The organism is Vibrio diazotrophicus, assembly GCF_038452265.1.
GTDB classification, from domain to species: Bacteria; Pseudomonadota; Gammaproteobacteria; order Enterobacterales; family Vibrionaceae; genus Vibrio; species Vibrio diazotrophicus.
Genome location: NZ_CP151842.1, coordinates 1,878,899 through 1,905,080 on the forward strand (window position 1 = coordinate 1,878,899; position 26,182 = coordinate 1,905,080).

Consider the following 26,182-nt stretch of genomic DNA (forward strand, 5'->3'; position numbering starts at 1 on the left):
AGACACTGTTTTCCAATTTCCAGATATTATTGATACTTATAAGGTGAAAAAATATAACACAACTTATAACGGTTCGGCATAACTTTCATTGCCCTTTTATCAGGTTGTGATGTTTGTTGCCTCTAAAATGTGGAGAAATTACACACTTCTCCCATATCCAACTGATAAATGGTTAATTTTTACCCATATATTTACTAAACAATCAATTCTTGTTTAAACAAATAGAGAACAACTGGTTTGATTTACTCATAACGTTATAATGCCAACGTAACCACGGATGAGTATTAAAGGCAAATTCACTATGACGACAACTCAAAATCAAAACGTCGACCCTAACGAAATAAAAAAATTCGAGGACATGGCCTCTCGTTGGTGGGATCTAGAAGGCGAATTCAAACCTCTTCACCAGATTAACCCTCTTCGTCTCAATTATGTTCTCGACAAAGCGGATGGTCTTTTCGGCAAGAAAGTGTTGGACGTGGGCTGCGGTGGTGGCATTTTAGCGGAAAGCATGGCTCGCGAAGGTGCGGAAGTTACGGGCTTAGATATGGGCAAAGAACCGTTGGAAGTCGCTCGTCTCCACGCGTTAGAAACTGGAACTAAGCTCACTTATATCCAGAGTACAATCGAAGACCACGCAAAAGAAAACCCACAAACCTATGATGTGGTGACTTGTATGGAAATGCTGGAACACGTTCCAGACCCGTTTTCCGTAGTTAAGTCTTGTGCTGCATTGGTCAAACCGAACGGTCACGTCTTCTTCTCTACCTTGAACCGCAACATTAAATCGTATCTTTTTGCCATTGTTGGTGCTGAGAAGCTAATGAAGATTGTCCCTGAAGGTACTCACGACCACGAGAAGTTCATTCGTCCTTCTGAGCTGCTTAAAATGGTCGATCAAACACACCTTAAAGAACAAGGTATCACTGGTTTACTTTACAACCCGCTGACTGACACATATCGCTTAGGGAAAAATGTTGATGTGAACTATATCGTTCACACGCGTTTGTTCTGATCACAAAGTTGAGGGTTTTTTAACCCTCAACTACTTCGAGAAACATTTCATTTTTATGCACGATTTTCGTGCATTCTGTTCCATTTTGAATCAACTAAATTTGGCTCGAATTTTTAGTTAAAGATCAAGGAAATTTTTTTTTGATCGGTTACGAATAAACCAATCTTGAAAGCTCGATTTTTTACAATCAACTCTGTTCTTAGATCATCAGTTAGTGGCTACTAACGTTTTTTTTCATTTTCAAAGTTATCCACAAAGTTTCCCCTAAACTGTAACTTGCATTAAAGGGGTTATAGCACTATGTTGTAACTCGAACACTGATGCACCCCTATATGTAGTGTCTAAGCCACTAGATATAGGACGAGCATAATCACAAAACCGTTAATAATTTTACAAGAATTACATATAAAAACGGTTTTAATCAGTTTTGTTAGGGAAATGAAGCAGAATGAACCAACAACTCACTGTCACAAAGCGTGATGGCCGCAAAGAAACTATTGATCTGGATAAGATCCACCGAGTGATCACATGGGCTGCTGAAGGTCTACAAAATGTCTCTGTATCACAAGTGGAACTTCGTGCTCACATCCAGTTCTACGATGGCATTACCACATCAGACATTCATGAAACGATTATTAAATCAGCAGCTGACCTGATCTCTGAAGAGAGCCCAGATTACCAATATTTGGCTGCGCGATTAGCGGTATTCCATCTACGCAAAAAAGCTTATGGTCAATATGAGCCACCAACACTATTAGAACATGTTTCTTCAATGGTTGAGAAAGGCAAATACGACAAGCACTTAATGGAAGATTACACGCGTGAAGATTTCATCAAGCTAGACAGCTTTATCGATCACCGTCGTGACTTAAACTTCTCTTATGCTGCTGTAAAACAGCTTGAAGGTAAGTACTTTGTACAGAACCGAGTGACAGGCCAAATTTATGAGAGTGCTCAGTTCCTTTACATTCTTGTAGCGGCATGTTTGTTTGCGAAGTATCCAAAAGACACTCGTTTGGATTACATCAAGCGTTTCTATGATGCGACGTCAACATTCAAGATTTCCTTACCTACACCAATTATGTCTGGTGTGCGTACGCCTACCCGCCAGTTCAGCTCATGTGTACTGATCGAGTGTGGCGACAGCTTAGATTCTATTAACGCAACAGCGAGCTCAATTGTTCGTTACGTTTCTCAACGCGCAGGTATTGGTATCAACGCTGGTCGTATTCGTGCATTGGGCTCAGAAATCCGTGGTGGTGAAGCTTTCCACACAGGTTGTATTCCATTCTACAAATACTTCCAAACAGCAGTGAAATGTTGTTCTCAAGGCGGTGTTCGTGGTGGCGCAGCAACGGTGTTTTACCCTCTATGGCACGGTGAAGCTCAGTCACTATTAGTTCTTAAGAACAACCGTGGTGTTGAAGAAAACCGTGTTCGTCATATGGACTACGGTGTTCAGCTAAACAAATTGATGTACCAACGATTAGTGGAAGGCGGAAACATTACTCTGTTCTCACCTTCTGACGTACCTGGACTTTACGATGCGTTCTTCCAAGATCAAGACGAATTCGAACGTCTATATGTGAAGTACGAGAACGATGCTTCGATTAAGAAGACAACCGTTAAAGCTCTTGAAATGTTCACGCTACTAATGCAAGAACGTGCTTCTACTGGTCGTATTTACATTCAGAACGTTGACCACTGTAATACTCACAGCCCGTTTGATGCGAGTGTGGCTCCAGTACGTCAATCAAACCTATGTTTGGAAATTGCCCTGCCAACCAAACCTTTAACTAATGTTGAAGATGACAATGGTGAAATTGCACTTTGTACTCTGTCTGCATTCAACCTAGGTTCGATTGAAAATCTAGACGATTTTGAAGAGCTAGCAGACCTAGTGGTTCGTGCGCTTGATGCTTTGTTAGATTATCAAGACTACCCACTACCAGCCGCTTATAAGTCAACGATGAATCGTCGTACGCTAGGCGTGGGTGTGATTAACTACGCATACTACCTAGCGAAAAATGGCGTTAAATACTCAGACGGCAGCGCAAACGCTCTAACGCACCGTACTTTTGAAGCGATGCAATACTACTTGCTAAAAGCTTCTGTACAGCTCGCGAAAGAACACGGTAAGTGTCCTTTATTTGGCGAAACAAATTACGCGAAGGGCTTGCTACCAATTGATACGTACAAACGCGACCTAGATAAAATCTGTGATGAAGAACTTCATTATGATTGGGACGCACTACGTACAGAGATCTTGGAGCACGGTCTACGTAACTCAACTCTAACTGCACTGATGCCTTCTGAGACATCTTCTCAGATTTCGAATGCAACTAACGGTATCGAACCTCCTCGTGGTTACGTATCAGTAAAAGCATCAAAAGACGGCATTTTGAAGCAAGTTGTACCAGAGTTCCTAAAATACAAAGAAAACTACGAGTTGCTTTGGAACATCGGTTCTAACGATGGTTATCTACACCTAGTTGGTATCATGCAGAAGTTCGTTGACCAAGCTATTTCAGCGAACACCAACTACGACCCTAGCAATTTTGAGTCTGGCAAAGTGCCAATGAAGAAACTGCTTCAGGATCTGCTGACTGCATACAAGTTTGGTGTGAAGACGCTGTACTACCATAACACTCGTGATGGTGCGAAAGACGATCAAAAAGACGTGGTGCAGCCACAAGATGATGACTGCGCAGGTGGCGGTTGCAAGATCTAATCTGATTGACTCGAATTTTTAACTGATTTGAATGCCCTTTGACGAAGGCAAAGGGCAAAATGGATGACAGCAAATGGCTTACAGTACTTTTACTCAGAAAAAGAATAACCAACTTAAAGAACCAATGTTTCTTGGTCAGCCAGTTAACGTGGCTCGCTATGACCAACAAAAATACGACATTTTTGAAAAGTTGATCGAAAAGCAACTTTCGTTCTTCTGGCGCCCTGAAGAAGTTGACGTTTCAAGTGACCGTATTGATTACAACAAGTTACCTGATCATGAAAAGCATATTTTCATCTCGAACTTAAAGTATCAGACTCTTCTTGATTCAATCCAAGGACGTAGTCCTAACGTTGCTCTACTTCCATTGGTTTCACTACCAGAATTGGAAACGTGGATTGAAACGTGGTCTTTCTCAGAAACAATTCACTCTCGTTCGTACACGCACATTATCCGTAACATCGTTAATGACCCTGCGGTTGTGTTTGACGATATCGTAGAAAATGAACACATCATTAAACGTGCGAAAGACATCGCGCATTACTACGACAATCTGATCCAGTTAACCAACGATTATCATCGTTACGGCGAAGGTACACACACTGTTAATGGCGAAACAATCAAAGTAAGCCTGTCTGGGCTTAAGAAGCAGCTATACCTGTGCTTGATGTCTGTAAACGCGCTAGAAGCGATTCGTTTCTACGTAAGTTTTGCGTGTTCATTCGCTTTCGCAGAACGTGAGCTGATGGAAGGTAACGCGAAAATCATCAAGCTTATCGCTCGTGACGAAGCGCTGCACCTTACTGGAACTCAGCACATGATCAACCTGCTTCGCAACGGCATGGACGATTTTGAGTTCTTACAAATTGCAGAAGAGTGCAAACAAGAGTGTTTTGACTTATTTAAAGCTGCAGCAGAACAAGAAAAAGAGTGGTCTGAATACCTGTTCAAAGATGGATCTATGATTGGTCTGAACAAAGATATTCTTTCTCAATACGTTGAGTACATCACGAACATCCGTATGCAAGCTGTGGGTCTTGATGCGGCATACCCGAATGCAACCAGCAACCCTATTCCATGGATCAACGCATGGTTATCATCTGATAACGTTCAAGTTGCTCCACAGGAAGCAGAAATCAGCTCATACCTCGTTGGTCAAATCGATAACGAAGTTGGCGCAGACGATTTCGAGGGCTTTGAGCTGTAATGGCAACGGTCAAAATCAACAAAATAATCACTATTGAATCTAACCCGTCAAACACATTGCTAGAAACAATGGAACAGGCTGGGTTAGAGCCGGAATACAACTGCCGTGATGGCCATTGTGGAGCGTGTCGTTGCACGCTTCTCTCCGGCGAAGTCGAATATGTTGGTTTTGCAATGGCGTATACACAAAGCAATGAAATATTGCCTTGCATATGTAAAGCAAAAACGCCAGTTGAACTATCCGATGTGAATTATCAGCCTAAAGCGAAACGAGCATAACAAGACGTTACTCACTCGTCCCAGCAGAGATAAATTAAAGCCAGAGCTAAGCTCTGGCTTTATTCATTCCAAATAGAATTTCATCTGCCGTTCCCATAGAAACGGATTTATGACCGATTTCCCTACCGCCATCATCATACAAAGACAAGCGATAGCCAGGATAGCTTGAATTGTTGTTGTCAACTGGCGCATGACGCCACAGTGAAACAACATCATGATCCTCACCACTACCGGTAAGTGCTTCTCCTAACACTACTTTTTGGCTTGCAATTTCGTACCACACTAAGATTTTTGATTGTGAAAACATATCCAGCCTCCTGCCGAAGTCACAGCGACGAGTTTTCAGTTTACAAACAAAATTGAGAAATTTTGGACTCATTTGTGAGACGAATTTTTACCTCTCTTAAAATCATCGGGTTAGATCTTAGACAAATTACGCATAAGAAAGGAGAGAATGTCGATTTAGGTAATAAGCCAATTATTCATCAGCTTATTACCATCCATCATGCGGAAAACTAAACTAGCAAGGATTAAGGGTGTGAAAATCAACCCAAAACGCTGCTTGGGAGATACATCTCTTTAACCGTCGTCACTGAACTGTACTTAGTGAGAATAGGTTTACCTTCTAAGTAACGACGTAACATATCAGCGACAATAGTACCTATGATTTGCTTCTGTTCACCAGATGCATAAGCGCGGTTGAACTTCACTGTTTGCCCCCACTCCCCTTGTGGAGCCGACAGAGAGACGGTGAAGTGATCATCATTGAGCATACCCGTCACTAGAGAAAGGTCGGTCGCGCACTTCTCTTTTGTTGCCGCAGCCAAGGCAAAAGAAGCAGCTAACGGATCCTGATGCCCTAAACCTTCATCCGTTTTATGGCTGAGAATCCAACTGTGTCCGCTAAGCTTCTCAATTTCAGCGTTACTCAAAAGCCAGTTGGATAACCAACCTTTGGTTGACTGCTCTGCCAAAGCAAGCGACATCCCTTTCTCAGCCATAAGATGGCCAACATGTTCCAGCATCGGCTCATCAACACTCACAACATGCTGCTCTAAATGCGCGTAAATCATTTGTAGCAGCTTTACCCGCATATCTAAGTCATTACGTGGGCCAAACAACTTCACTTCAATAAACGGCAAATAAGAGCGGTAACCGAGTACATAACCTTGAGGAAGGTGAAGTTTATCCAACTTGTCGGATATGCCCGATTCCGTCGTGCCAAATGTATAGAGACGACTGCACTCCAAACCAACTTGCTGAGGATACTGCTTTTTCAGATCTGGCAATATCTGCTCATTGACCATGAGCTTAAATTCTTTTGGTACACCCGGAGTGAAGTAGAACCAGCAGTCATTGATTTGAACCTTAAAGCCGCAAGCGGTGCCTATTGGGTTATCGAGAATGATCGCTTTCTCAGGCAACATGGCTTGTTTAATGTTACTTTCCGGCATTTTGATTTTACGCTGAGCAAAAAAGGTTTCTAGCTTCTCTAGCCATTCAGGAAACAGTTTGAGTTCTTGTTCAGCGGCCAATGCTGCACATTCCGAACTTAGATCATCGGTCGTTGGTCCTAGGCCACCGTTCACTACCACTACATCTGCGTTGAAGCTCAGCATTAATAGCTCTTCGACTAGTGAAGTTTTTGCATCCCCTACCGTTGAGCGTTTGTTTAACGCAAAACCATTTTGGAAAAACTCTCGCGATAACCAAGCTGCATTGGTATCAACGATGTCTCCATGCAACACTTCCTCACCAGTGCTTAACATTGCAACTTTGAGCATATTCTTACCTTTAATATATTTACCTAACCTATACTCGGTTATATGACATTCACTATATCCTCTGGAATGTGTTATTTCTCCAGAAGTTTTCCGTTTATGTGCAATTTGATGTTTCCATGTTCAAGACTTTAATGGATAATTGTGACAGTGATCATTAAAAACAGTGCCTTGGAGCCTTTTGTGCTAAAGAAAACCATCACAGCCCTCACGTTATCAATGTCAGCTTGTGCAAATGCAAGCACGTACTTTGACCAACAACCTCTTGAACTTGAATACTCAGTAAACTGTGCTGATTCTTTATGTGCTTTTAATTCTCCGCTTTCTTATCAAGCACCTTCTCCGTTTTCAATGAGTCTGTCTGAACAGCAAGACTTGCAGATTGATCAGCCACTTCCTCGTTATCTGACGGTATCTAGCGAAAAAGACGCTGAATACCTAAGACAGCAAACCTATACCATTCTAGGATTGAGTGTTGCGACCGTTGCACTTATGACACTTCTTCCTGAATCTGTCACTAAATGGGATGAAGAAGATCGCGACCTTAGCGGCTTAGGCAAAAAATGGAAAGACAATGTCTCATCTGGTCCAGTATGGGACAGAGATGAACACTACCTAAACTACATCATGCACCCCTATTTTGGCGGCGTGTACTACACTGCAGCGCGTCATGCTGGTTACAACGAATTTCAGTCTTTCTTGTATTCGTTCACTATGTCCGCATTCTTCTGGGAATACGGCGTAGAAGCGTTTGCAGAAGTACCGTCCTATCAAGACCTTTTCATCACGCCATTCTTTGGTGCGGTCGTGGGTGAGATCATGTTCGAGACAGAGCAAGAAATCGTCGCCAATGGCGGTGAAGTTCTAGGTTCTGAAACCGTGGGTGATATTAGCTTGTTCTTCCTGAACCCTGTTGGTCATATTCACGGCTGGGTGAGCAATGCTTGGGGTGGTTCAGCAGAACTTCAGCTGCAAACGGACCCTTGGTATGGTAATAACGATGCTGCGAACTTTGCGCTAAGTTCAGGCGTACCTTACGACGACCAGTTCTACTCTTTGAACTTCAAAGTGACGTTCTAATTTCAGTTTTTGACATTTAAAAGCGCTGTATCGGCGCTTTTAAATGCTCTCTCCCAATTCAATTCGGTAGCCAAGATCAATGCACTCTTGGTATTCCTTTTCGCCATTGAGTCGATTCATAATCTCTCTTGCCGCAATCAGGCCGATTTTTTCACGAGGTGTCACCACTGTGGCTAACCTTGGTGTCATAGCCTGACTAATATCGTGCCCATGGAAACCTGCGATAGAAATTTGGTTAGGAACAGAGATGTTGCGCCTTACACACTCATAAAACGCACCAATCGCTAAGTCATCGTTGGTACAAAATATGCCGTCAACCTTGGGATGTTTTTCAATTGCATCACCCAATAACTTTGCACCCAAAGTAAACGATGAGGCCGCTTCCGTTTGCAGAGCCAAAGGTTCTAAACCAGCGTCATTCATCGCCTGATTAAAACCAGACATTTTTTGACGGGTACGTTCATCCATTCGTGCGGCTAAATAGACAATCTGTTTGCATCCCTTTGCCAACATTGCTTTTGTCATATCTTTCGCGGCTGCAAAGTTGTCAAAACCCACCGCTTGTTCAATTCTCGGCGAGATAGAATCCATAATTTCTACCACCGGAATAGACGCGGTTTGCAGCATTTTTTTTACCCGTTCTGTGTGAACATTTTCAGAAAGGATAATAGCGTCCACGTTATAGGAGAGTAATGAAGCCACACTCTGCTCTTCCAGCTCAGAGCTATAACCATAGTGCGCAAGCATAGTTTGGTAGCCAGCAGGCCCAGTTACTTGCTCAATACCTCGAATAACTTCCGCAAAAACTTGGTTAGTTAAAGACGGAACAAGAACGCCAATCGCATGGCTTTTCGCATTCGACAAAATATCAGGAGCACGGTTAGGGATATAGCCCAGCTCCTCGACAGCTGCGAGCACTTTCTCTTGTACCGTAGGAGATACAGAATTGGGATCACGTAGACAGCGACTGACTGTCATTTTGGTCACTCCGACTAAATTCGCTACATCCTGAAGCGTCGGGCGTTTTTTCTTACTAACCATAAATAAATATTCTCTTTGTTACTGGTAACATTGTACTCAAGAGCTCAATAGAGAAATAGGTTTAATCGCACTTATTTATTTGACTCTGTTATCAAAAAAGCGCCCAGATAAAAGGCGCTTATTGATTAACGTTTAGTTTCTAGTCGAGTTTCACTTTCCCAAAGCAAATGAAACTTATCCGTAGATGGCTCATCCACCCTCGCATAAGTATGCGCACCAAAGTAATCTCGCTGCGCTTGCAGCAAATTCGCCGGAGATAGTGAGCTCGACAAAGCATCGTAGTAATTCAATGCCGAAATCACTGCTGGCATAGCAACACCGGATAATATTGCCTGAGCACTGCAGGTTCTCCAGCCTAATACACGCTTGGAAAGCTGCTCAATGAAATCTTCGGCAAATAACAGATGATCAAGTTCAGAATTATGCTCATATACAGCGGAAATGTTTTGCAAGAATGCTGCACGAATAATACAGCCAGAACGCCAGATTTTCGCAATGTCTGAGAAATTGAGCTGCCAGCCCTCAAGCTCTGATTTACTCTTGAGTAAGTCAAACCCTTGGGCATAAGTGACTAATTTCGCGCAATACAAACCATCCTCTAGTGCTTTCAGAGCTTGTGTCTTGTCTTCTAAACAAGTTTGCTTCACTGAAGGCAATATGGAAGAGGCTTTTACTCGACGTCCTTTGTTAGCGCTTAATGCTCGGGCAAACACAGCCTGAGCGATCGTTGTCGCAGGGCTTCCCATCTGCAACGCATTGACCGCTGTCCAAAGCCCAGTACCTTTTTGCTCCGCGACATCCAGAATCATATCCACCAACGAATTGCCCGTTCTTGGATCCTGTTGCTTGAGTACGTCTGCACTGATTTCCATCAGATAGCTGTTAAGTGCACCTTGATTCCAAACCGTAAACACTTCACCAATTTCGGTGGCTGACATCTGCAAAACTTGGCGCATGTACTGATACGCTTCACAGATAATTTGCATATCGGCATATTCAATGCCGTTGTGCACCATCTTCACGTAATGCCCTGCCCCAGCCGGACCTAAATATGCAGCACATGCCTCGCCTGACTGATGAGAATCGATGGATAAACCGTTCGCATCTACTTTAGCGGCAATTGCAGTCCACATAGATTCAACGTGCTTCCATGCAATAGGATCGCCACTTGCCATTAAAGATGGGCCATGACGTGCACCTTGTTCCCCGCCTGAAACAGCGGTACTGAAGAATCGCAGACGACCGGCAAACAACTCTTCTCTACGTTCAGAGTCGGTCCACAAACTGTTGCCAGTATCAATAACAATGTCTTGCGCTTCTAAGCCATTTTGCAGCAGTTGCTCGATGACTTGATCAACGATTTCGCCAGCAGGAACCGATAAGGCAATGACTCTTGGTGTAGCCAAGCAAGAGAGCAAGTCCTTTAGGTTCTGCGCTATTTTGAACTGTCCTTTGTTTGGGTTTATGGAAAGCTCTTGAGCTTCCTTATCCGCTCGTAAACAGTGGCTTTGGCTTAAGTCAAAGCCCACCACTGAAAATCCGTGGTCAACCAGATTAAGCGCAAGACTTTTACCCATTACGCCTAATCCAACCATTGCAATATGATAACTCAAGCGCTTTCTCCTTTATTACGAAGCCCTTGAAGCGCCTGCTCTAACACCTCTTCCATAGATGAGGAAACATCAACAAAAATGGCTTCGTCAGTTTCAGGCTCAATCAATGTATCAAACTGACTTTTCAACATCTTCTCACCGTGGAAGTAGTGATTTGCGCGCTGTGATAAACGAGCCCAAATCGTGTCGTAGTCACCTTGCAAATAGACAATAGCTAAGTCCTGATTGTTGTTACGCAGAATGTCTCTGTATTCTGGTTTCAAAGCAGAACAAGCGATCACCGCAGACTCATGCTCTAAAAACAGGCTATTCAAACGTTGCAGCCAACCAATACGGTCTTCATCAGTAAGAGGAATCCCTTGTCTCATCTTTTCTACACTCTGTTCAGAGTGGTAGTCATCACCATCAAAGAATTTCAGGTTCAATGCCTTTGCGATAGCGCTGCCAACTGAGCTCTTACCGCAACCTGAAACGCCCATAACCAATATTTTCTTTGGGTCCATTGAACACACTTCCCTAGACTACTCTCACCGTAGCCGCCTTACTAAATTCAATAAAATGGGTTGCTTTTATTTCCACCACATAGCGAGCTGCGGGAAAGCAATGACCAAACCCAGAACAAAAATTTGCATGAAGATAAATGGAATCAGTGACTGGAATATCTCACCTAAGCTGATTTCTTTTGGCGCTACCGATTTAAGGTAGAATGCCGCCGGACCAAATGGTGGTGATAAGAACGATACCTGCATGTTCAGACAGAACACGACACCAAACCAAATCGGGTCAAATCCTAGATTCGTGATAATAGGTACGAAAATTGGCATGGTTAGCAGTGCAACACCTACCCAGTCCAAGAACATACCTAGTACGAGTAGAATCACCATCATAATGAACAGTGTTGCGAATGCGCTGCCGCCAGAAAGCGTAAGAATGGTTTCTTCAACGAAGTCGATGCCGCCCATCAGGTTGTAAATCCCAACCAACGCACTCGCACCGATACCAATCCAGATGATCATCCCGCAGGTGCGCATTGTCGCCATCGCACTCTCTTGCAGCATCTTCCAGCTCATTTCTTTACGGATTACCGCGCTGATCATGATACCAACAACACCAAGAGCTGAAGCTTCAGTTACAGAAGCAACACCGGTATAAATACTGCCGAGAACCACTGCCACTGATAACAATGGGAAGAAAAGTGCTTTGAAGTAACTTGGCTTATTGTCGTCTTCTAAATCTTCATCACTAAAATCAGGTGCCAGAGAAGGATTGATATAACAACGAATCAATACATAAGCGATATAACAAGCCGCTAGGATGAATGCAGGAATAAATGCCGCTTTAAACAGATCACCAATCGATACACTTGCGGTCATGCCATAGATGATAAGAACGATACTTGGCGGAAGCATAGTACCTAGCGCGCCACCCGCACACGTTGTACCAATAGCAAGCTTACGGTCATAGCCCAAGCGAAGCATTTGTGGCAGTGCCAAAATACCTAACAGAACGGTTTCACCACCGATAACGCCAGACATTGATGCCAGTAAGACCGCTACCAATAGCGTTTGAACTGCAACACCACCGCGAACTTTACGCCCTACAGACTTCATTGCGTCGAACAGATCTTTCGCGATACCCGAGCGATCCAGCATGGCTGCCATTAATACGAACATCGGAATAGCTAAGAAAATGTAGTCCGATGCAAAGCTGTACATGCGGCTGGTGACCAAAGGAATCGCGTCAACACCAAACCAGCCAAGAGTAAATACGATAGCGACGAAACAGGTAACAAACGCAAGCTGCATACCGGTCAGCAATAAGCCGATCATCATGACCAGCATCAGCAAGCTGCCCCATTCAATACCAATAGAAGATAAATCAAACATCGTGTTTATTCCTTAAGGCTTGAATCTCTTGAATCATATGCAGAACAAACTGCACTACCAAAATGATCAAAGTGATAAAAATTACCGCTTTAAGCAGCGCAGGATAAGGCGGGTTGAAAGCTGAACCAGATGTTTCTAAACGCATCTCTCCCCATGGTGCAAACCATGCGCTTTCTACCGTGATATAAGAGGCATAAGCCATCATTAGTGCGAACGCCAAACCGACAATATGGTGAACCATATTGAGATAGTGTTTAGCGCGCTTTGAAACATTGTCGTAGATAAGAACCACTCGAACGTGCTTGTTCGAGGCCATTGCATACACACCACCGAACACAAACAAACACCCGCCGATAAAGGCTGCTGTTTCATGTACCCACGTCGTTGGTGCGTCAAAAACATAGCGCATAACAACTTCGTAGAAAGAAATCGCAACAGTCAAAAGAAACAGCAAGCTAAGGGTGTTTCCGATACGTATGATTGCTCGGTCTAATGCATTCTTTGGCTGATCATCAAGGTGTGATGTAGCCTGTAGCTTATTCTCGCTCATAACGAACTCTTTTAGTGAAATGAGAGAGGGCCAAAACACCCTCTCTAAATAAAGGAAGTACTTCGATTACAGTAGGTCGTTCTTCTCTAGGAACGTAGTTACTGATTCGTAAACTTTTTGTGCGTTTGGTGAACGCTCTGCAAATACTTTCCATTGTTCACGAGCGATAGAACGGAACTTCTTGCGCTCTTCATCAGACCAGTTGTGAATCGTGATGTTTGGATTCGCGTTCGCTTCTTTTACTGCCGCTTGGTCAGCAATTTTTAGCTGTGTCGTAATGTCGTAAGAGAAATCACGTACCGATGTCTTGAGGATTTGTTGCAAATCTTCAGGCATCTTGTCCCATTTCTTTTGACTAATAGAGATATCGATCAGCGGTAGAGAGTGGAAACCAGGTTGAACTGGGTGAGCCGCAACATCGTTCATACCCGCTTTTTGGTTTGTAGAGAATACTGTGTAGTCCGCTGCATCAATAACGCCTTTGCTTAGACCAGTGAATACTTCTGAACCCGGTAGGTTAACTGGAGTTGCACCTGCTGCTGCAAAAACTTGTTGAACCAGACCTTCTGGAGCACGTAGTTTCAGACCTTTTAGATCAGCAACGCTATCAAGCGGCTTTTTAGAAACGAGAGATTCAACACCAGTCGTCGATGCACCAATAAATTTAACACCGTAAGGTTTGTAAAGCTCAGTTAGAAGCTCATTACCACCGCCGTAGTTCATGTATTGAAGAAGTTGCGTCGTGTCAGACCAAGCGCCAACCATGTTACCTAGTAGGCCGAATGCTGGATCTTGACCAGAGAAGAACTCAGTAGCAGTTACGTGGCCATCAAGAATGCCCATTTTGATTGAGCTTAGAGTTTCTGTATGTTTTACCACTGCACCAACAGGTAACAAGTCAATGTCGATACGTCCACCAGACATTTTTTCAACGTTATCAGCCCATACTTGCTGAATCTGGAAGTTGCGGTCACCCGATGGATCTGAAGACTGAATTTTCAGTTTGAAATCAGCCGCCATCGCTGACATGGACACTAGGCCCGTCACAGCAGTAGCGATAAGCGTTCTCGTCATAGCTTTCATTTGTCTATCCTTATTTGCTTCACGTAAATACCGGATTATATTTTTATGTTACCGGTAACCTTGAACCTTAATGTTACCGGTAACTGTTACTAAAAGTCTATGCGGATGATCACAGGATTTAAACATTAATTAACAAACTTCTTATTTTTATAAGGAAGCCATTAACAGGTTCGGCGGGTATTGCCCTGAACAAATGTGCAGAGGGTTAAATAAATGAAATTATTAGAATATCGCGACATCAAAAAATTGACCTTGGTCAAGTCTCGAACACATATAACGCCTAAACTCAAATAGAAAAGTGATTTTGTAATGATGTTCGGAGGCCGTATATGACTTGTACCTTTATTGTAAGTTTCGTAGGAAAAGCAACACCCTCAACAATCAAATCTTTGGCCGCTGCGACAAATGAAAAAAGTGGTAAGTGGCTTATTAGCAAAGTGAATTTTATTGAAGACCAAGTTGCTGCTGTTATCAAAATTGAAATACCAGAAGAAAATGCAGATGTCGTCAAAGAAGCCTTTTATGCCACACCTGATCTGCTGGTAAAAATTGTCGATGTTGCTGAACACGTACAACTCGAAGATAAAATATACCAACTTCGTATTGATTCTAACGACCGCTACGGCGTAGTTAACGAGATCACCCATGTTCTTGATGAACAAGAAGTGCAGATTCTGGATATGGATTGTCAGCGCGTGTTTATCGCTGGCGGCGGTGGCGTAAGCTCTAGCTTATTTACTGCAAACTTAGCTGTGCGTTTACCTGTTGAACGTCAATTGAATGATGTGGTCAGCGAGCTGGAATCTTTAAGCGAAGATACTCGTGTTATCGTTGAGTCATAAACTTATTTGAATCATAAGATTAGCTGACTTATAAAACTGAGCTGCATAAAAAACCACCCTTTCTCTTTTAAGAAATGGGTGGTTTTTTATTGCTCGATAAGTCTTATTTAACAGACCATTGAGAAAGCGAACGTTTGAAGTCTTGGTAGCCAAACTCGTTCAATTTTTGAATGTCGCCATTACTGCGCTCGCAGTAAACAGAAGGCATCTTCAAGCCATTGAACCAGTTAAGTTTCACCATGGTGTAACCCGCACTGTCCAAGATATGAAGCTTCTGACCAATTTGTAGTGGCTGATCAAACTTAGCGATACAGAATTGATCACCAGCCAAACATGAACATGAACCAATCACGTATTCATGCTCGCCAGATTCACTGGCTTCCAGTACTGAAGCAGGCTCATTGTAGATAAGTGTATCTAGACGGTGTGCTTCGGTCGCAGAGTCAACGATCGCCGTCTTCATACCGTTTTCTACGATATCAACAACGGTGACTACAAGATCAGTGGTCTTAGTGATTACCGCTTCGCCTGGCTCTAGGTATAATTGTACGCCATGTTTTTCAGAAAATGCTTTAAGCGCTAGACCCAGTTTTTCTACATCGTAACCCGGCCATGTAAAGAATACGCCGCCGCCCATGCTCACCCAATCCAGTTTGTTTAGGTATTCACCAAAACGCTCTGAAATAGCATCCAGCAGGCCAATGAAAGCATCCACATCTTTGTTTTCACAGTTCATGTGGAACATCACACCATTGATCGTATCGAATACCGAACCATCAATGTGATCAGCCTGAACACCTAGGCGAGAGAACTTACGTGCTGGGTTAGCAAGGTCTTGACCTGCGTAGCTAACACCTGGGTTAAGGCGCAAACCGATTGACGCTTTGCCTTCCACAAGGTGACGGTATGCAGAAAGTTGAGATTGTGAGTTGAAGATCATCTTGTCGCAGATGTCTACCACTTCTTTAACGTCATCTTCGCTGTAACCTACGCTGTATGCGTGAGTTTCACCGCCAAAAGTTTCATAGCCAAGTTTCACTTCAAATGGGCCAGAACTGGTTGTGCCATCTAAGTATGGCTTGATGATGTCAAACACGCCCCAAGTAGAAAAACACTTCAGCGCCAGTACCAGTTTTACACCTGAAATTTCTTTCAGACGTTTTGCAATTTCCAGATTGGCGATCAGTTTTGACTCATCAATCATAAAGTAAGGAGTTTTCAATTCACTCTTTTGCATCTTGTTTATTTCCTGCGTATTGCCTTAGCAACACTTCATCAATCGCAAAATGGAAAAAACAGCCATCACCTGAGTGACGGCTGTCTTCAACTATTAACTATCCATCTACCCTCTCATAAGAGGTGGATTATTTAAGGATATGAATCTCTGGCTGAGCTGGTTGAAGTTCAAGAACTTCCCAGTTCAAACCAATAGATGGCATAGTTTCTAGGAACGGATCCGGATTAAGCTGTTCCATGTTGAACACGCCTGAATCAGCCCATTCACCACGGAAGAATTGCAATGCAGCAGTAATCGCTGGAACACCAGTAGTGTAAGCAATTGCTTGATGCTCTACATCTTTGTAAGCCACTTCGTGGTCTGCATTGTTGTAGATAAATACACTACGTTGCTCACCATTCTTCTTACCTTGAACCCAAGTACCGATACAGGTTAAACCAGTGTAACCCGGAGCCAAAGAGGTTGGGTCTGGTAGCATGGCCTTCAGAACTTGCAGAGGTTGTACAACTGTACCGTCTTGCAGAGTTAATGGTTCAGGGCTTAGCAAACCAATGTCACGCATGCAGTTGAAGTAGTTCAAGTAGCGGTCACCAAAACCCATCCAGAATTCAATGCGCTTTGCAGGAATGAATTCTTTTAAAGAGCGAACTTCATCGTGTGCCATTGAGTACACTTTGAACGGACCACATTTTGGAAAATCAAATTCCAGCATACGAGTATGACAAGGAACGGTTTTCCACTCACCCTCTTCCCAGTAGAAAGAATCACCTTGGATTTCAAGCATGTTCGTTTCTGGGTCGAAGTTGGTTGCGAACTTCTTACCGTGATCACCCGCGTTGATGTCCATAACGTCGATAGTGTCGATTTCATCGAACAGATGCTTCGCCGCGTAAGCAGCAAACACACTAACAACACCCGGATCGAAACCAGCGCCAAGAATGCCTGTAATGCCTGCTTGTTTGAACTTTTCGCGGAAAGCCCATTGCGGATCATAAGCTTCTGGTACTTGCTGACCTTCAGAGCAAAGGTCAACAGCCACCGATGTATCTAAGTAAGATACTTTAGCCTGATAACACGCTTCCATAATTGGAACATTGACCCATGGAGGACCGGCGTTAATCACTAAATCAGGCTTCACTTCTTCAATCAACGCAACTAATGACTCAATGTCATCTGCGTTAACTGCACGAGCTTCTAGCTTCTTAGTAGAATCTTTTAAGTTATTTTTACACTTAATCGATTCAATGATCTTCTCACACTTCCCGATAGAACGAGAAGCAATGGTAATATCACCCAGCACGTCGTTGTTTTGAGCTGCTTTATGCGCGACAACCCAACCAACACCGCCCGCACCAATCTGTAGAATTGACATTTATCCGTTACCTTTATTTCGCTAGCTCTGACGCTAGAGTTTCAATTTTAGCCAGTAGAGATTCGAAGTCCGAAATCTTCAAGCATGGGTTCAAGATTGTGAATTTCAAGGCAGTTTTGCCATCCACAATGGTCTCGCCTAGTACTGCGATACCACGTACCAGCGCTTCCATTCGAACTGCTTTATTAAGCTCATCGAAATCTTTCGCTTGGCTGTCTACTGCGCGGAATAACACGGTAGACAAAGATGGTTCAGCCAAAAGCTCGAAGGCTTTATGCTGACGAACCAAATCAGCCACTTGTAGAGTTTGGTCTAACAAATGGTCGTACATTGCGCCTAGTTGTTTAGGACCGACGTTTTGCATCGTCATAAACACTTTCAAGGCATCAAAGCGTTTTGTCGTAGAGATAGACTTATCAACCAAGTTTGGCAGAGTGTCATGCTCACGGTTCAAGTAATCTGCATGGTGAAGCAGGTACTTGAAGTTGTTTTTATCGTTTAGAAGTAGCGCACCACAGCTGATTGTTTGGAAGAACAATTTGTGGAAGTCTACGCTCACTGACTGTGCACGTTCTACGCCTTTCAAACGATCTTTGTGGCTGCTTAGAATCAACGCACCGCCGTATGCACCGTCTACGTGCATCCATAGGTCGTGTTTCTCTGCAACATCAGCAATCGTCGCTAAATCATCGATAGCGCCGTGGTCAGTCGTACCCGCAGTACCTACAACTGCAAATGGAATCAAACCTTCAGCTTTAGCTTGTTCAACCGCAGCTTCTAGTTTTGCTACATCCATAGTGCCGTTTGGAAGCGCGTCTACAGCAAGAATCGCTTTCTCACCAAGACCCATCCAAGATGCTGATTTTTGTACTGTGAAGTGTGACTTCTTAGAACAAATAATACGTAGTTTGTCTGCGTAATCAGGTAGGCCTAGCTTCTGAATAGAGTGACCGCTTAGTTTGTCCGCAATCCAGTCACGAGCCAACATTAGACCCATCTGGTTACTTTGCGTACCACCGCTCGTTACGATACCGTCCGCTTTAGCGCCTAGCTCGTACTTCTCACACATCCAATCAACCACTTTCTGCTCAACGAATGTCGCTGCAGAAGATTGATCCCATGAATCCATTGATTGGTTTAGAGAACCAATAATCGTTTCTGCCACAACAGATGGCATCAATGGTGGTGTATGTAAGTGAGCAATACAGTCAGGGTGTTGAACCATAATTGAGTTCTTAACCACTAGCTCTGCAGTGTCTGAAATCACTTCTTTTAGTGACGCGTTCTTGTTATCAAGATCAACCGCATAAATGGCTTCTTCCAACGCTTTTGGATTCATACCAGAATATGGCGCGTTCACTTCTTCAAATACCGCTTTCATTGCAGCAGTTGTGTGATTCATTACACGTGCAAATTCTGCGCTGCCCATTGAACCTGTGTGGATGAAGTACTTCTTCCACTCTTGGTTGCTTGGCTCTGGGTCTTTATGACCGCCACCAGCAGCAAGAATTGCTTCTTCTAGCGTACGTAATGCGAAGTCGATTTGCTCGAAAGAGATAATCAATGGCGGAAGGAAACGAATAACCGAACCGTCACGACCACCTTTCTCTACCATCAAACCACGCTCAAGCGCCGCACGTTGAATAGCCAGTGTTAGTTGCGGTGCAGATTTAGGCTCACCGAACTTGTTTAGCTCGCCGCTTGGATCTTGAATTTCAAGACCTAGCATCAAACCTTTACCACGTACTTCTGCAACGCAGTTCACGCGGCTTTGAATTTTCTCTAACCCCATGCGTAGATATTGGCCCGCAATGTTTGCGTGCTCTACGAGGTTATCACGAGTGATGATTTCTAGTGCTTTAGCACCTGACACCATAGCTAGTTGGTTACCACGGAAAGTACCGGTGTGCTCACCTGGTTTCCATGTATCAAACTTTTTGTTGATAACCAGAATCGCCATTGGTAGACCGCCACCAATCGCTTTAGATAGACATAGTACGTCTGGAATAATTCCCGCTTCTTCAAACGCGAAGTTGTAGCCAGATTTACCTACACCACATTGAATCTCATCAAAGATCAATAGAATACCGTGCTCATCACAGATACGACGTAGTTCACGTAGGAAATGTGCAGGAGCTGGGATAACACCGCCTTCACCTTGAACTGGCTCAACGATAATCGCAGCAGGTTTCATGATGCCAGCTTCGTCGTCGTTCAGAAGACGTTCAATGTAACGAATGCTCGCTTTCGCGCCTTCTTCGCCACCTAGGCCAAACGGGCAACGTAGGCTGTATGGGAAAGGCATAAAGTGAACATCTGACATCAAACCAGTACGACGAGCTTTCGTGTTCAGGTTGCCCATCATGCCCATAGTACCGTTAGTCATACCATGGTACGCACCACGGAACGCAAACATGGTATTACGACCAGTTGTCTGTTTAGCAAGCTTAATCGCCGCTTCAACAGCGTCTGCACCAGATGGACCACAGAACTGAATAACACAGTCGTCACCAAGTTCAGAAGGGAGAAAACCTTTTACTGCTTTAATAAAGTCAGTTTTAGATTTTGTTGGAATATCAAGTGTTTGATATGGCAAACCAGAATCAAGCTGTTGCTTAAGCGCTTGGTTAATTTCTGGATGGTTGTAACCTAAAGCCAGAGTACCCGCACCCGCCAAACAATCTAGGAAGATTTGGCCACGTGTATCTTCTACTAAACAGCCATAAGCTTGTTTAATAGCGATAGGTAGACGACGTGGGTAAGAACGAACTTCTGATTCATGCGCAGCTTGGTCAAGCAACACTTCATCCGGAGTCAGATCATACAATCCGTCTAGTACTGGAATTTGGTTAGACATAATGGTTGCGATAGTGTTATCGACTTCAAAGGCTGTACTCATCTTCATCACCTTGAAAAATAATAATTTCCGTTCATTTCCCGCACGTCAGTAAAAGAGAGAAATGACAAATAGCAAAAAATTCCGAATGCATTAAGCAAATACGGAATACGGGTCATCAGATTGATGACGATTAACTAAATCAGAGGTTCAAGGTTCTGTAATGCTGCTGTCTTGATAAACAGGGCATTCTGGAAGTACAAAGCTGATTCGTGGTTGTAGTTTAAATGAAATCAATGTTGGGTATCCCATTCACATGCTGTTCCCACAGCAAGAGTATCCCGTCTATCAGTAAAAGGACTTACTGATACCTACCCTACGTAATGTCACAATCAGCCTGAATGGTCATTACGCGTATCCCCCAGAAACTCTGTCTGAGATTGGGGCGGAAATTAACATAAAACGGTGGCTTTTTGCAATATGAAATCATGTGAAAATAATGCTCTTTATTACAAATCAAACACATAATATTGAGCAAATAATTGGTACTGAATTTGAGATAAAGAAAAGCCCCTGCTTGGCAGGGGCTTTGAACACGCAACAATATGTTTATGCAGACTCACTCACTTTAGCGAGATCAGCCAACAAGTCAGCGGCGGCAAACTCTGTACCAATAGTATATATATCTTCAATTACTATGGTTTGTTGCTCACCTTCTCCATGATTAACCGTTATGACCACGTCATTATCGGCTGTTGTCGCTTGAATAACATTGTTACTTATTAGTAAACCGATATCTTCTTCAGTTGATTGATCAGTGAGTATTGAACCTATCTCAATAGAATCTGTTCCTACTGTGAAATTTTTAACGGTATCAGTACTGTTATCTAAAGCGGAATCAAGCCATGTGAATATGTCTTCTCCCCCCGAACCTTGAAGTGTCTCACCTCCAACTTGAGCATATATGCTACTATCAGACCCAGAACTAATCGTTACAGTATAGGGTTCGCTAGTTAAATCATCTTCGTCAGCCAAATTATCTAACGAATCTACTACTACATACTCGAAACTATCCGATTCGCTAATAACACTCTCTACTCCAGAAAAATTAGTTACAACATAGTTAGAATGACCATCTGTGGTGAAGTCTATTTGGGTTATTGAATTGGAAATAGAGCTATAAGTAACGCTATAAACCCCAGTGTCTTCGTCATAAGTAACATTTTCACTATCTGTAGTATAAACAATTGAAACCGTCCCTCCATTTTCTAGAGTATACGTCACTGTTGCACCTTGCCCAGGGTTCAATCCACCTAAACCAAAAGTAACACTTTGTAATGGATTTTCATTTAGGTCAAAAGTAAGAATTTCATTGTTATTAATACCATTACCATCATCAATTCCTACTCCTACACCTTGATGGTCAACAGGGCTACCCGGATTATCATGCAAAGTAATATACCCTTTATTCGGTCCACCACCTGAATACTCAGTTGCTTTTAATGTAACGGACAAATCGTTGCCCAAATCAAGTAAATAGCTAGATTGACTTCCCCCAGCAGGGATATTTACTTGAGAGAAATCGACACTAAATTCACCCGAATTTTCAGGCATATAGGTTATAGAATTAGGGTCTAAATGTTGTGTTGGAAAAGAGTCCAATGGTTCGCCATTATAATAAAGTGTTCCTGCACTAGGAGCACTTGTGACGACGATAAACAATTGATTGTCTCTGAATAGATCCTGATTTTCATCAAATGCTGCGTACGGCTCACCATTTGACAACTGTTGCTGTGTAAAGAAGTCAACATCTTCATCTGAAATATGGTCACCAAATGTACCAATTCCAGTATCAAAAATAATCTGAACTGACTCAGCACCATTTAACGTAACTGTAAAATCTTCTCCTTTTGGAGCTTCATTAACATTACGCTCAAACAAATCGACAGTCGTATAGACTTTATCGCCATATGTTTCAGAACCCTCCTCTCCAAACACTTCTTGTACAAAGACTGTTATTTGATGGTCATTATCCCCATCTTCATAATTTGAATAATATTGGGCACCGAGCGCGGTTAAGCTAATTTCACCAGTCAAAGAATTGATTTGGTATAAATCAAAGGTATTTTCGCCAACAGTCACCGATACATTACTTTCAATACCGTAGTTTAAGTTGGCAGTATCAACATCATTAGCTTGAACTTGCCCAATAGTTACGCCTTCATCTTTATTTTCGTCGTAATAAAATTTATAAGTTGCTATTGATGGACTTTCGCCATCATTCGTCGCCTCTGTAAAATCATTTCCAGGCAAATAATTATTTGGGTCATCAGATTCGTCTGTTTCATCACTGTAAGACGTATCAACAAAGACTGGAGCCTCATTTACGTTCATTTCATTAAGTGTAACTGGCACCCTCACAGGAGGATTAACTCCATCAGATACTAGAACGTAAACATGATGCTCATTGTCTGGTCCATTTGAGTCTTCAAAGTCATTTGTATAAGCAGCAGCGCCCTCAGCTGTTAAATAGATTTCACCTGTTTCTTCATCGATAGTGAAATAGTTAATATCATTTGGGTGGTCGGGGTCTGCCTCAAGTGAAAATACCAGCGTGCCACCACCATCTGGAAAATCAGGGTCAAAAGCTTTTACTTGCCCCAAAACGGTAGGGTTTTCGCCATCAGCACCAGTGTAAGCAGTGCTGTTTTCAAAATAGCGGATGTTGTACGCATCTACCTTACCATCTTCATTTTCATCAACCGATGTATCGTATGTTTCTTCATCGTCTAAACCGTCATCTACGAAGTAAGGCGATTGGTCAACATCCAGAGCTGCAGCATTTACAACGGGAGCGATAGGTGCAAGAGCTTGGGCTATAACTAGGTCAATTGCCAAACTTTGTGTCTGAGAGAGTCCGGGGGCTTGAAGGCCATTAGTATCAAATGCTGTCTGGGCTAGTACCTCAGCAAGTGTCATATCTATCGTGCCCGTATCGGTAGGGCTGGAACCATTGGCTCCACCAGCGGCGGTTGCTTGGTCTGGATTTAGTGTTGGGTCAACACCCTGTTCCAATTGAGCAAGAATTTGAGCGACTTCATCATCAATATTGAGCGGTGTCTGTTGATCATTTGCTTGAATCAACTGAGCCTGAACTTGCGGATTAGCATCGTCACTAACTGTCATCACTACCTCACCGGGAGCAGGTTGAGCACCAGCGATAAGTTCTCGAATTTGACCTTGCCTATCAATGACCAAAGTTATGTTAGCTAACATAAATTGGCTGAGTGTACGTGCATTCATGAGCCTATTCCCTATGTGCGTATCGATAACACGTATGAGCACCCTCTATACATTTTGCTTGTTCTCAGGTGTTCACACGCCACTGCGTGAGCGGTTTTTCATGCTTTAACATTAGTAAGTGCTAATTGCACATTCAACTCATTTAGTAGAGTGAAGAACCAAACATCAACTAAGGTTTCAATATATAAGGAAAATTATCATTGGTACTTTCTTGAACTAAACTCACAAAATCCTATTTTATAAACTAAGCTTGCTTAAACTAAGGCATGACCTTTGGACGCTCGCCACCTACAAAATGAAGTATCTCAATGGTCGAGTAAGAGATAATTCCATACTTAAGGAGCTTCATAGTGAAACGGAACCTTTCATTCTTAACAGGATGTTTGATACTGGCTTCCGCCTCTGCTCACGCACAAACACTCGAGCAAGCAGTGGCAATCGCTTTTTCAAATAATCCTGATATCAAGGCTAGCTACAATCAATACGTCAGTACAGTGAATGACAGCAAAGCGTCAGGAGGAAAGTACCTCCCAACTATCGACTTAGATGCAGGTATTGGGTACGAAGGTATTCGTCCGGCATCAACAAGTGGACGTGAAGATACCGACCTCACCAGAAAAGAAGCAAGCATCATCCTTAATCAATTGTTATGGGATGGTAATGGTACGCTTAACGATATGGATAGAACGGCCGCTGAAGCTGAATCCACGAGATTACAACTGTTAGATGATGCATCGAACTTGGCGCTACAGGTAACCGACGTTTATCTAAACGCAGTGAAAGCGACAGAAATTCTCGCCCTTTCGGAAAGTAACCTAGCGGTTCACATAGACATTTATCGCGACATTAAAAAGCGAGTCGACTCAGGTGTAGGCTCAACGGCAGATTTAACTCAAGTAGAAGCTCGTATTGCCAAAGCTCAAGGCAACCTGCTTGCGGCTCAAAACAACCTTTTTGATACTCATACCCAGTTTCGCCGCTTAGTAGGACAAGAGCCACTAGGGTTAATTTACCCTCGCGCCGATGAATCTAAGATTCCTTTGTCCCTCTCAGATGCGTTAGTCGAGGCATTTGATAAACACCCTGTGATCAAAATTGCCAAAACAGATGTAGATGCTGCTCGATTCCAATACAAGCAATCTAAAGCTCCTTACTACCCCACCTTTTCCATCGAAGCTCGTCAAACATGGCGAGACGATGCCGGTGGTTATGAAGGTGATGCGGATGAAACCGTGGCGATGCTGCGGATGAGATATAACCTTTATAACGGCGGCAGCGATAGCGACCGTAGTGAAAGTTCAGCTTATCAACTGAATAAAGCAAAAGACTTACGAGATAGCGCTTATCGTCAAATAGAAGAGAGCTTACGGTTGTCTTGGAGTGCGTTGGATTTAACACTCCAGCAGAAAAACTTCCTTGCTGACCATGTAGACTCTGCGGCACAAACGGTTATTGCGTACGAAAAGCAATACGGCATTGGCCAACGAACCTTACTAGACTTATTGAACACCGAAAATGAGCTGTTTGAAGCTCGCAAAGAATACCTCGATGCTCACTATTCTGAACAGTACGCCAAGTATCGTGTGATGAACGCGACTGGCGTATTAATAGACGCGCTTTTGGTTGATGTTCCCGAAGAGTGGACCAAGGAAGTGGAGTATTAATTATGAAGAAGAACATTCTATCACTAGCAATACTCGCTGGTCTTACCCTATCGATGTCAGTTTATAGTGCTGAAGAGTACGAATACATGGCAACACCTACGGCCAACCAAATTGCCGATCTACAAGATGATGACCAAGATGGTGTAGTCAATGGTCGCGACATTTGTCCTGGAACACCTTCGGGTTCTGAAGTGGATAATGATGGTTGTGGGGAAGTAAGACGCGCACAAGACCAACGTCAACTGCGTATTTTGTTTGCTAATGACTCCTATGAGATTAACCCCGTCTTCGCCAGCCAGATTCAAACCATGGCGGATTTTTTGAAGATATACAAATCTGCATCCATTGAAATCCAAGGCTACACCAGCAAAGTGGGTACAGATGAATACAATTTGGAGCTATCGAAAAAACGGGCAGAAGCCGTTGAGCAAAAACTTCTTTCCTATGATATCAGCCCTAACCGAGTCAGAATTGTTGGGTATGGTGAAAGTCGTTTAGAGGATGAAGGCGATGATCCTGCGGCGCATGCAGTAAACCGAAAAGTCACTGCAACTGTGGTCGGTCTAAAGGAAAAAGTTGTCGAAGAATGGACCATATTCTCAACACTCCAAAAGCGCTAGGGTAATCAACATACTGGTCGCTTAATAGTTAGATGTATTCAGA

20 protein-coding genes are annotated in these 26,182 nt (G+C 43.2%); 8 read left to right on the forward strand and 12 right to left on the reverse strand.

Annotated features, from left to right (window positions below; all coding sequences use genetic code 11):
- The first annotated feature begins 301 nt into the window (after positions 1-301).
- From ubiG to yfaE, 4 genes are all read left to right on the forward strand, one after another.
- Positions 302-1,015, forward strand: a complete 714-nt coding sequence (ubiG, locus tag AAGA51_RS08570) for a bifunctional 2-polyprenyl-6-hydroxyphenol methylase/3-demethylubiquinol 3-O-methyltransferase UbiG (protein WP_167828612.1) — start codon at positions 302-304, stop codon at positions 1,013-1,015.
- 448 nt (positions 1,016-1,463) lie between these two features.
- Positions 1,464-3,746: a class 1a ribonucleoside-diphosphate reductase subunit alpha gene (gene nrdA, locus AAGA51_RS08575; protein WP_042487728.1), complete on the forward strand. Its 2,283-nt coding sequence runs from the start codon at positions 1,464-1,466 to the stop codon at positions 3,744-3,746.
- A gap of 73 nt (positions 3,747-3,819) precedes the next feature.
- Complete coding sequence (nrdB, locus tag AAGA51_RS08580; protein WP_042487730.1) at positions 3,820-4,953, forward strand: class Ia ribonucleoside-diphosphate reductase subunit beta; 1,134 nt, start codon at positions 3,820-3,822, stop codon at positions 4,951-4,953.
- Positions 4,953-5,231 carry a class I ribonucleotide reductase maintenance protein YfaE gene (gene yfaE / locus AAGA51_RS08585; RefSeq protein WP_042487733.1) on the forward strand — a complete coding sequence of 93 codons (279 nt, stop codon included), beginning with the start codon at positions 4,953-4,955 and terminating at the stop codon, positions 5,229-5,231. Before nrdB ends, yfaE begins: the two co-directional genes overlap by 1 nt.
- Positions 5,232-5,277: 46 nt before the next feature.
- Here the strand turns inward: yfaE and AAGA51_RS08590 are convergent, their stop codons facing one another.
- Positions 5,278-5,538, reverse strand: coding sequence for a hypothetical protein (locus AAGA51_RS08590; protein WP_042487736.1), 261 nt, complete (start codon positions 5,536-5,538; stop codon positions 5,278-5,280).
- 238 nt (positions 5,539-5,776) lie between these two features.
- Entirely contained in the window at positions 5,777-7,015 is a 1,239-nt protein-coding gene (locus AAGA51_RS08595) for a CinA family nicotinamide mononucleotide deamidase-related protein (protein WP_042487738.1), read from the reverse strand.
- 141 nt (positions 7,016-7,156) lie between these two features.
- Here AAGA51_RS08595 and AAGA51_RS08600 point away from each other — a divergent pair, with 141 nt between their 5' ends.
- A complete protein-coding gene (locus AAGA51_RS08600; RefSeq protein ID WP_373279348.1) occupies positions 7,157-8,092 on the forward strand; it encodes a DUF3943 domain-containing protein in 936 nt (311 codons plus the stop codon).
- Positions 8,093-8,131: 39 nt separating this feature from the next.
- On the opposite strand, the gene gntR is transcribed toward AAGA51_RS08600, so the two are convergent.
- The 6 genes from gntR to AAGA51_RS08630 all read right to left on the reverse strand — a co-directional run bounded on the left by gntR (position 8,132) and on the right by AAGA51_RS08630 (position 14,265).
- Positions 8,132-9,133: a gluconate operon transcriptional repressor GntR gene (gntR, locus tag AAGA51_RS08605; RefSeq protein WP_081878739.1), complete on the reverse strand. Its 1,002-nt coding sequence runs from the start codon at positions 9,131-9,133 to the stop codon at positions 8,132-8,134.
- A gap of 125 nt (positions 9,134-9,258) precedes the next feature.
- Positions 9,259-10,728 (reverse strand): NADP-dependent phosphogluconate dehydrogenase, encoded by a 1,470-nt coding sequence (gene gndA / locus AAGA51_RS08610; RefSeq protein ID WP_042487851.1) that lies wholly within the window; start codon positions 10,726-10,728, stop codon positions 9,259-9,261.
- 14 nt (positions 10,729-10,742) lie between these two features.
- Positions 10,743-11,249, reverse strand: coding sequence for a gluconokinase (locus AAGA51_RS08615; protein ID WP_042487740.1), 507 nt, complete (start codon positions 11,247-11,249; stop codon positions 10,743-10,745).
- Between the two features lie 66 nt (positions 11,250-11,315).
- A complete protein-coding gene (locus AAGA51_RS08620; protein ID WP_042487744.1) occupies positions 11,316-12,632 on the reverse strand; it encodes a TRAP transporter large permease in 1,317 nt (438 codons plus the stop codon).
- The gene (locus tag AAGA51_RS08625) at positions 12,625-13,182 is read right to left on the reverse strand and encodes a TRAP transporter small permease subunit (protein ID WP_042487747.1); all 558 of its coding nucleotides are present in this window, start codon (positions 13,180-13,182) and stop codon (positions 12,625-12,627) included. Before AAGA51_RS08625 ends, AAGA51_RS08620 begins: the two co-directional genes overlap by 8 nt.
- Positions 13,183-13,248: 66 nt before the next feature.
- Positions 13,249-14,265, reverse strand: a complete 1,017-nt coding sequence (locus AAGA51_RS08630; RefSeq protein WP_042487750.1) for a TRAP transporter substrate-binding protein — start codon at positions 14,263-14,265, stop codon at positions 13,249-13,251.
- A gap of 329 nt (positions 14,266-14,594) precedes the next feature.
- On the opposite strand from AAGA51_RS08630, the gene AAGA51_RS08635 reads away from it, so the two are divergent.
- Entirely contained in the window at positions 14,595-15,107 is a 513-nt protein-coding gene (locus tag AAGA51_RS08635) for a glycine cleavage system protein R (protein ID WP_042487752.1), read from the forward strand.
- Between the two features lie 103 nt (positions 15,108-15,210).
- Here AAGA51_RS08635 and nspC read toward each other — a convergent pair whose 3' ends face one another.
- The 4 genes from nspC to AAGA51_RS08655 all read right to left on the reverse strand — a co-directional run bounded on the left by nspC (position 15,211) and on the right by AAGA51_RS08655 (position 23,855).
- Positions 15,211-16,344 (reverse strand): carboxynorspermidine decarboxylase, encoded by a 1,134-nt coding sequence (gene nspC, locus AAGA51_RS08640; protein WP_042487755.1) that lies wholly within the window; start codon positions 16,342-16,344, stop codon positions 15,211-15,213.
- Positions 16,345-16,471: 127 nt separating this feature from the next.
- Entirely contained in the window at positions 16,472-17,716 is a 1,245-nt protein-coding gene (locus tag AAGA51_RS08645) for a carboxynorspermidine synthase (protein ID WP_042487758.1), read from the reverse strand.
- A gap of 13 nt (positions 17,717-17,729) precedes the next feature.
- Positions 17,730-20,615, reverse strand: coding sequence for a pyridoxal phosphate-dependent class III aminotransferase (locus AAGA51_RS08650; protein WP_042487761.1), 2,886 nt, complete (start codon positions 20,613-20,615; stop codon positions 17,730-17,732).
- A gap of 546 nt (positions 20,616-21,161) precedes the next feature.
- Positions 21,162-23,855 carry a cadherin repeat domain-containing protein gene (locus AAGA51_RS08655; RefSeq protein WP_042487764.1) on the reverse strand — a complete coding sequence of 898 codons (2,694 nt, stop codon included), beginning with the start codon at positions 23,853-23,855 and terminating at the stop codon, positions 21,162-21,164.
- Between the two features lie 350 nt (positions 23,856-24,205).
- Between AAGA51_RS08655 and AAGA51_RS08660 the strand changes: the two genes are divergently transcribed.
- Together AAGA51_RS08660 and AAGA51_RS08665 are read left to right on the forward strand one after the other, a co-directional pair.
- The gene (locus AAGA51_RS08660; protein WP_042487766.1) at positions 24,206-25,519 is read left to right on the forward strand and encodes a TolC family outer membrane protein; all 1,314 of its coding nucleotides are present in this window, start codon (positions 24,206-24,208) and stop codon (positions 25,517-25,519) included.
- A 53-nt stretch (positions 25,520-25,572) separates the two neighbouring features.
- Positions 25,573-26,139 (forward strand): OmpA family protein, encoded by a 567-nt coding sequence (locus AAGA51_RS08665; protein ID WP_373279351.1) that lies wholly within the window; start codon positions 25,573-25,575, stop codon positions 26,137-26,139.
- Positions 26,140-26,182 lie beyond the last annotated feature (43 nt).

Excerpts from the sequence above, each read along its gene's own strand:
- yfaE (WP_042487733.1), top strand. The coding sequence starts at position 4,953 with ATGGCAACGGTCAAAATCAACAAAATAATCACTATTGAATCTAACCCG.
- AAGA51_RS08625 (WP_042487747.1), bottom strand. The coding sequence starts at position 13,182 with ATGAGCGAGAATAAGCTACAGGCTACATCACACCTTGATGATCAGCCA.
- ubiG (WP_167828612.1), top strand. The coding sequence starts at position 302 with ATGACGACAACTCAAAATCAAAACGTCGACCCTAACGAAATAAAAAAA.
- nrdB (WP_042487730.1), top strand. The coding sequence starts at position 3,820 with ATGGCTTACAGTACTTTTACTCAGAAAAAGAATAACCAACTTAAAGAA.
- AAGA51_RS08650 (WP_042487761.1), bottom strand. The coding sequence starts at position 20,615 with ATGAGTACAGCCTTTGAAGTCGATAACACTATCGCAACCATTATGTCT.
- gndA (WP_042487851.1), bottom strand. The coding sequence starts at position 10,728 with ATGGTTGGATTAGGCGTAATGGGTAAAAGTCTTGCGCTTAATCTGGTT.
- nrdA (WP_042487728.1), top strand. The coding sequence starts at position 1,464 with ATGAACCAACAACTCACTGTCACAAAGCGTGATGGCCGCAAAGAAACT.
- AAGA51_RS08620 (WP_042487744.1), bottom strand. The coding sequence starts at position 12,632 with ATGTTTGATTTATCTTCTATTGGTATTGAATGGGGCAGCTTGCTGATG.
- AAGA51_RS08615 (WP_042487740.1), bottom strand. The coding sequence starts at position 11,249 with ATGGACCCAAAGAAAATATTGGTTATGGGCGTTTCAGGTTGCGGTAAG.
- nspC (WP_042487755.1), bottom strand. The coding sequence starts at position 16,344 with ATGCAAAAGAGTGAATTGAAAACTCCTTACTTTATGATTGATGAGTCA.
- AAGA51_RS08665 (WP_373279351.1), top strand. The coding sequence starts at position 25,573 with ATGTCAGTTTATAGTGCTGAAGAGTACGAATACATGGCAACACCTACG.
- AAGA51_RS08645 (WP_042487758.1), bottom strand. The coding sequence starts at position 17,716 with ATGTCAATTCTACAGATTGGTGCGGGCGGTGTTGGTTGGGTTGTCGCG.
- AAGA51_RS08630 (WP_042487750.1), bottom strand. The coding sequence starts at position 14,265 with ATGAAAGCTATGACGAGAACGCTTATCGCTACTGCTGTGACGGGCCTA.
- AAGA51_RS08635 (WP_042487752.1), top strand. The coding sequence starts at position 14,595 with ATGACTTGTACCTTTATTGTAAGTTTCGTAGGAAAAGCAACACCCTCA.
- AAGA51_RS08655 (WP_042487764.1), bottom strand. The coding sequence starts at position 23,855 with ATGAATGCACGTACACTCAGCCAATTTATGTTAGCTAACATAACTTTG.
- gntR (WP_081878739.1), bottom strand. The coding sequence starts at position 9,133 with ATGGTTAGTAAGAAAAAACGCCCGACGCTTCAGGATGTAGCGAATTTA.
- AAGA51_RS08590 (WP_042487736.1), bottom strand. The coding sequence starts at position 5,538 with ATGTTTTCACAATCAAAAATCTTAGTGTGGTACGAAATTGCAAGCCAA.
- AAGA51_RS08595 (WP_042487738.1), bottom strand. The coding sequence starts at position 7,015 with ATGCTCAAAGTTGCAATGTTAAGCACTGGTGAGGAAGTGTTGCATGGA.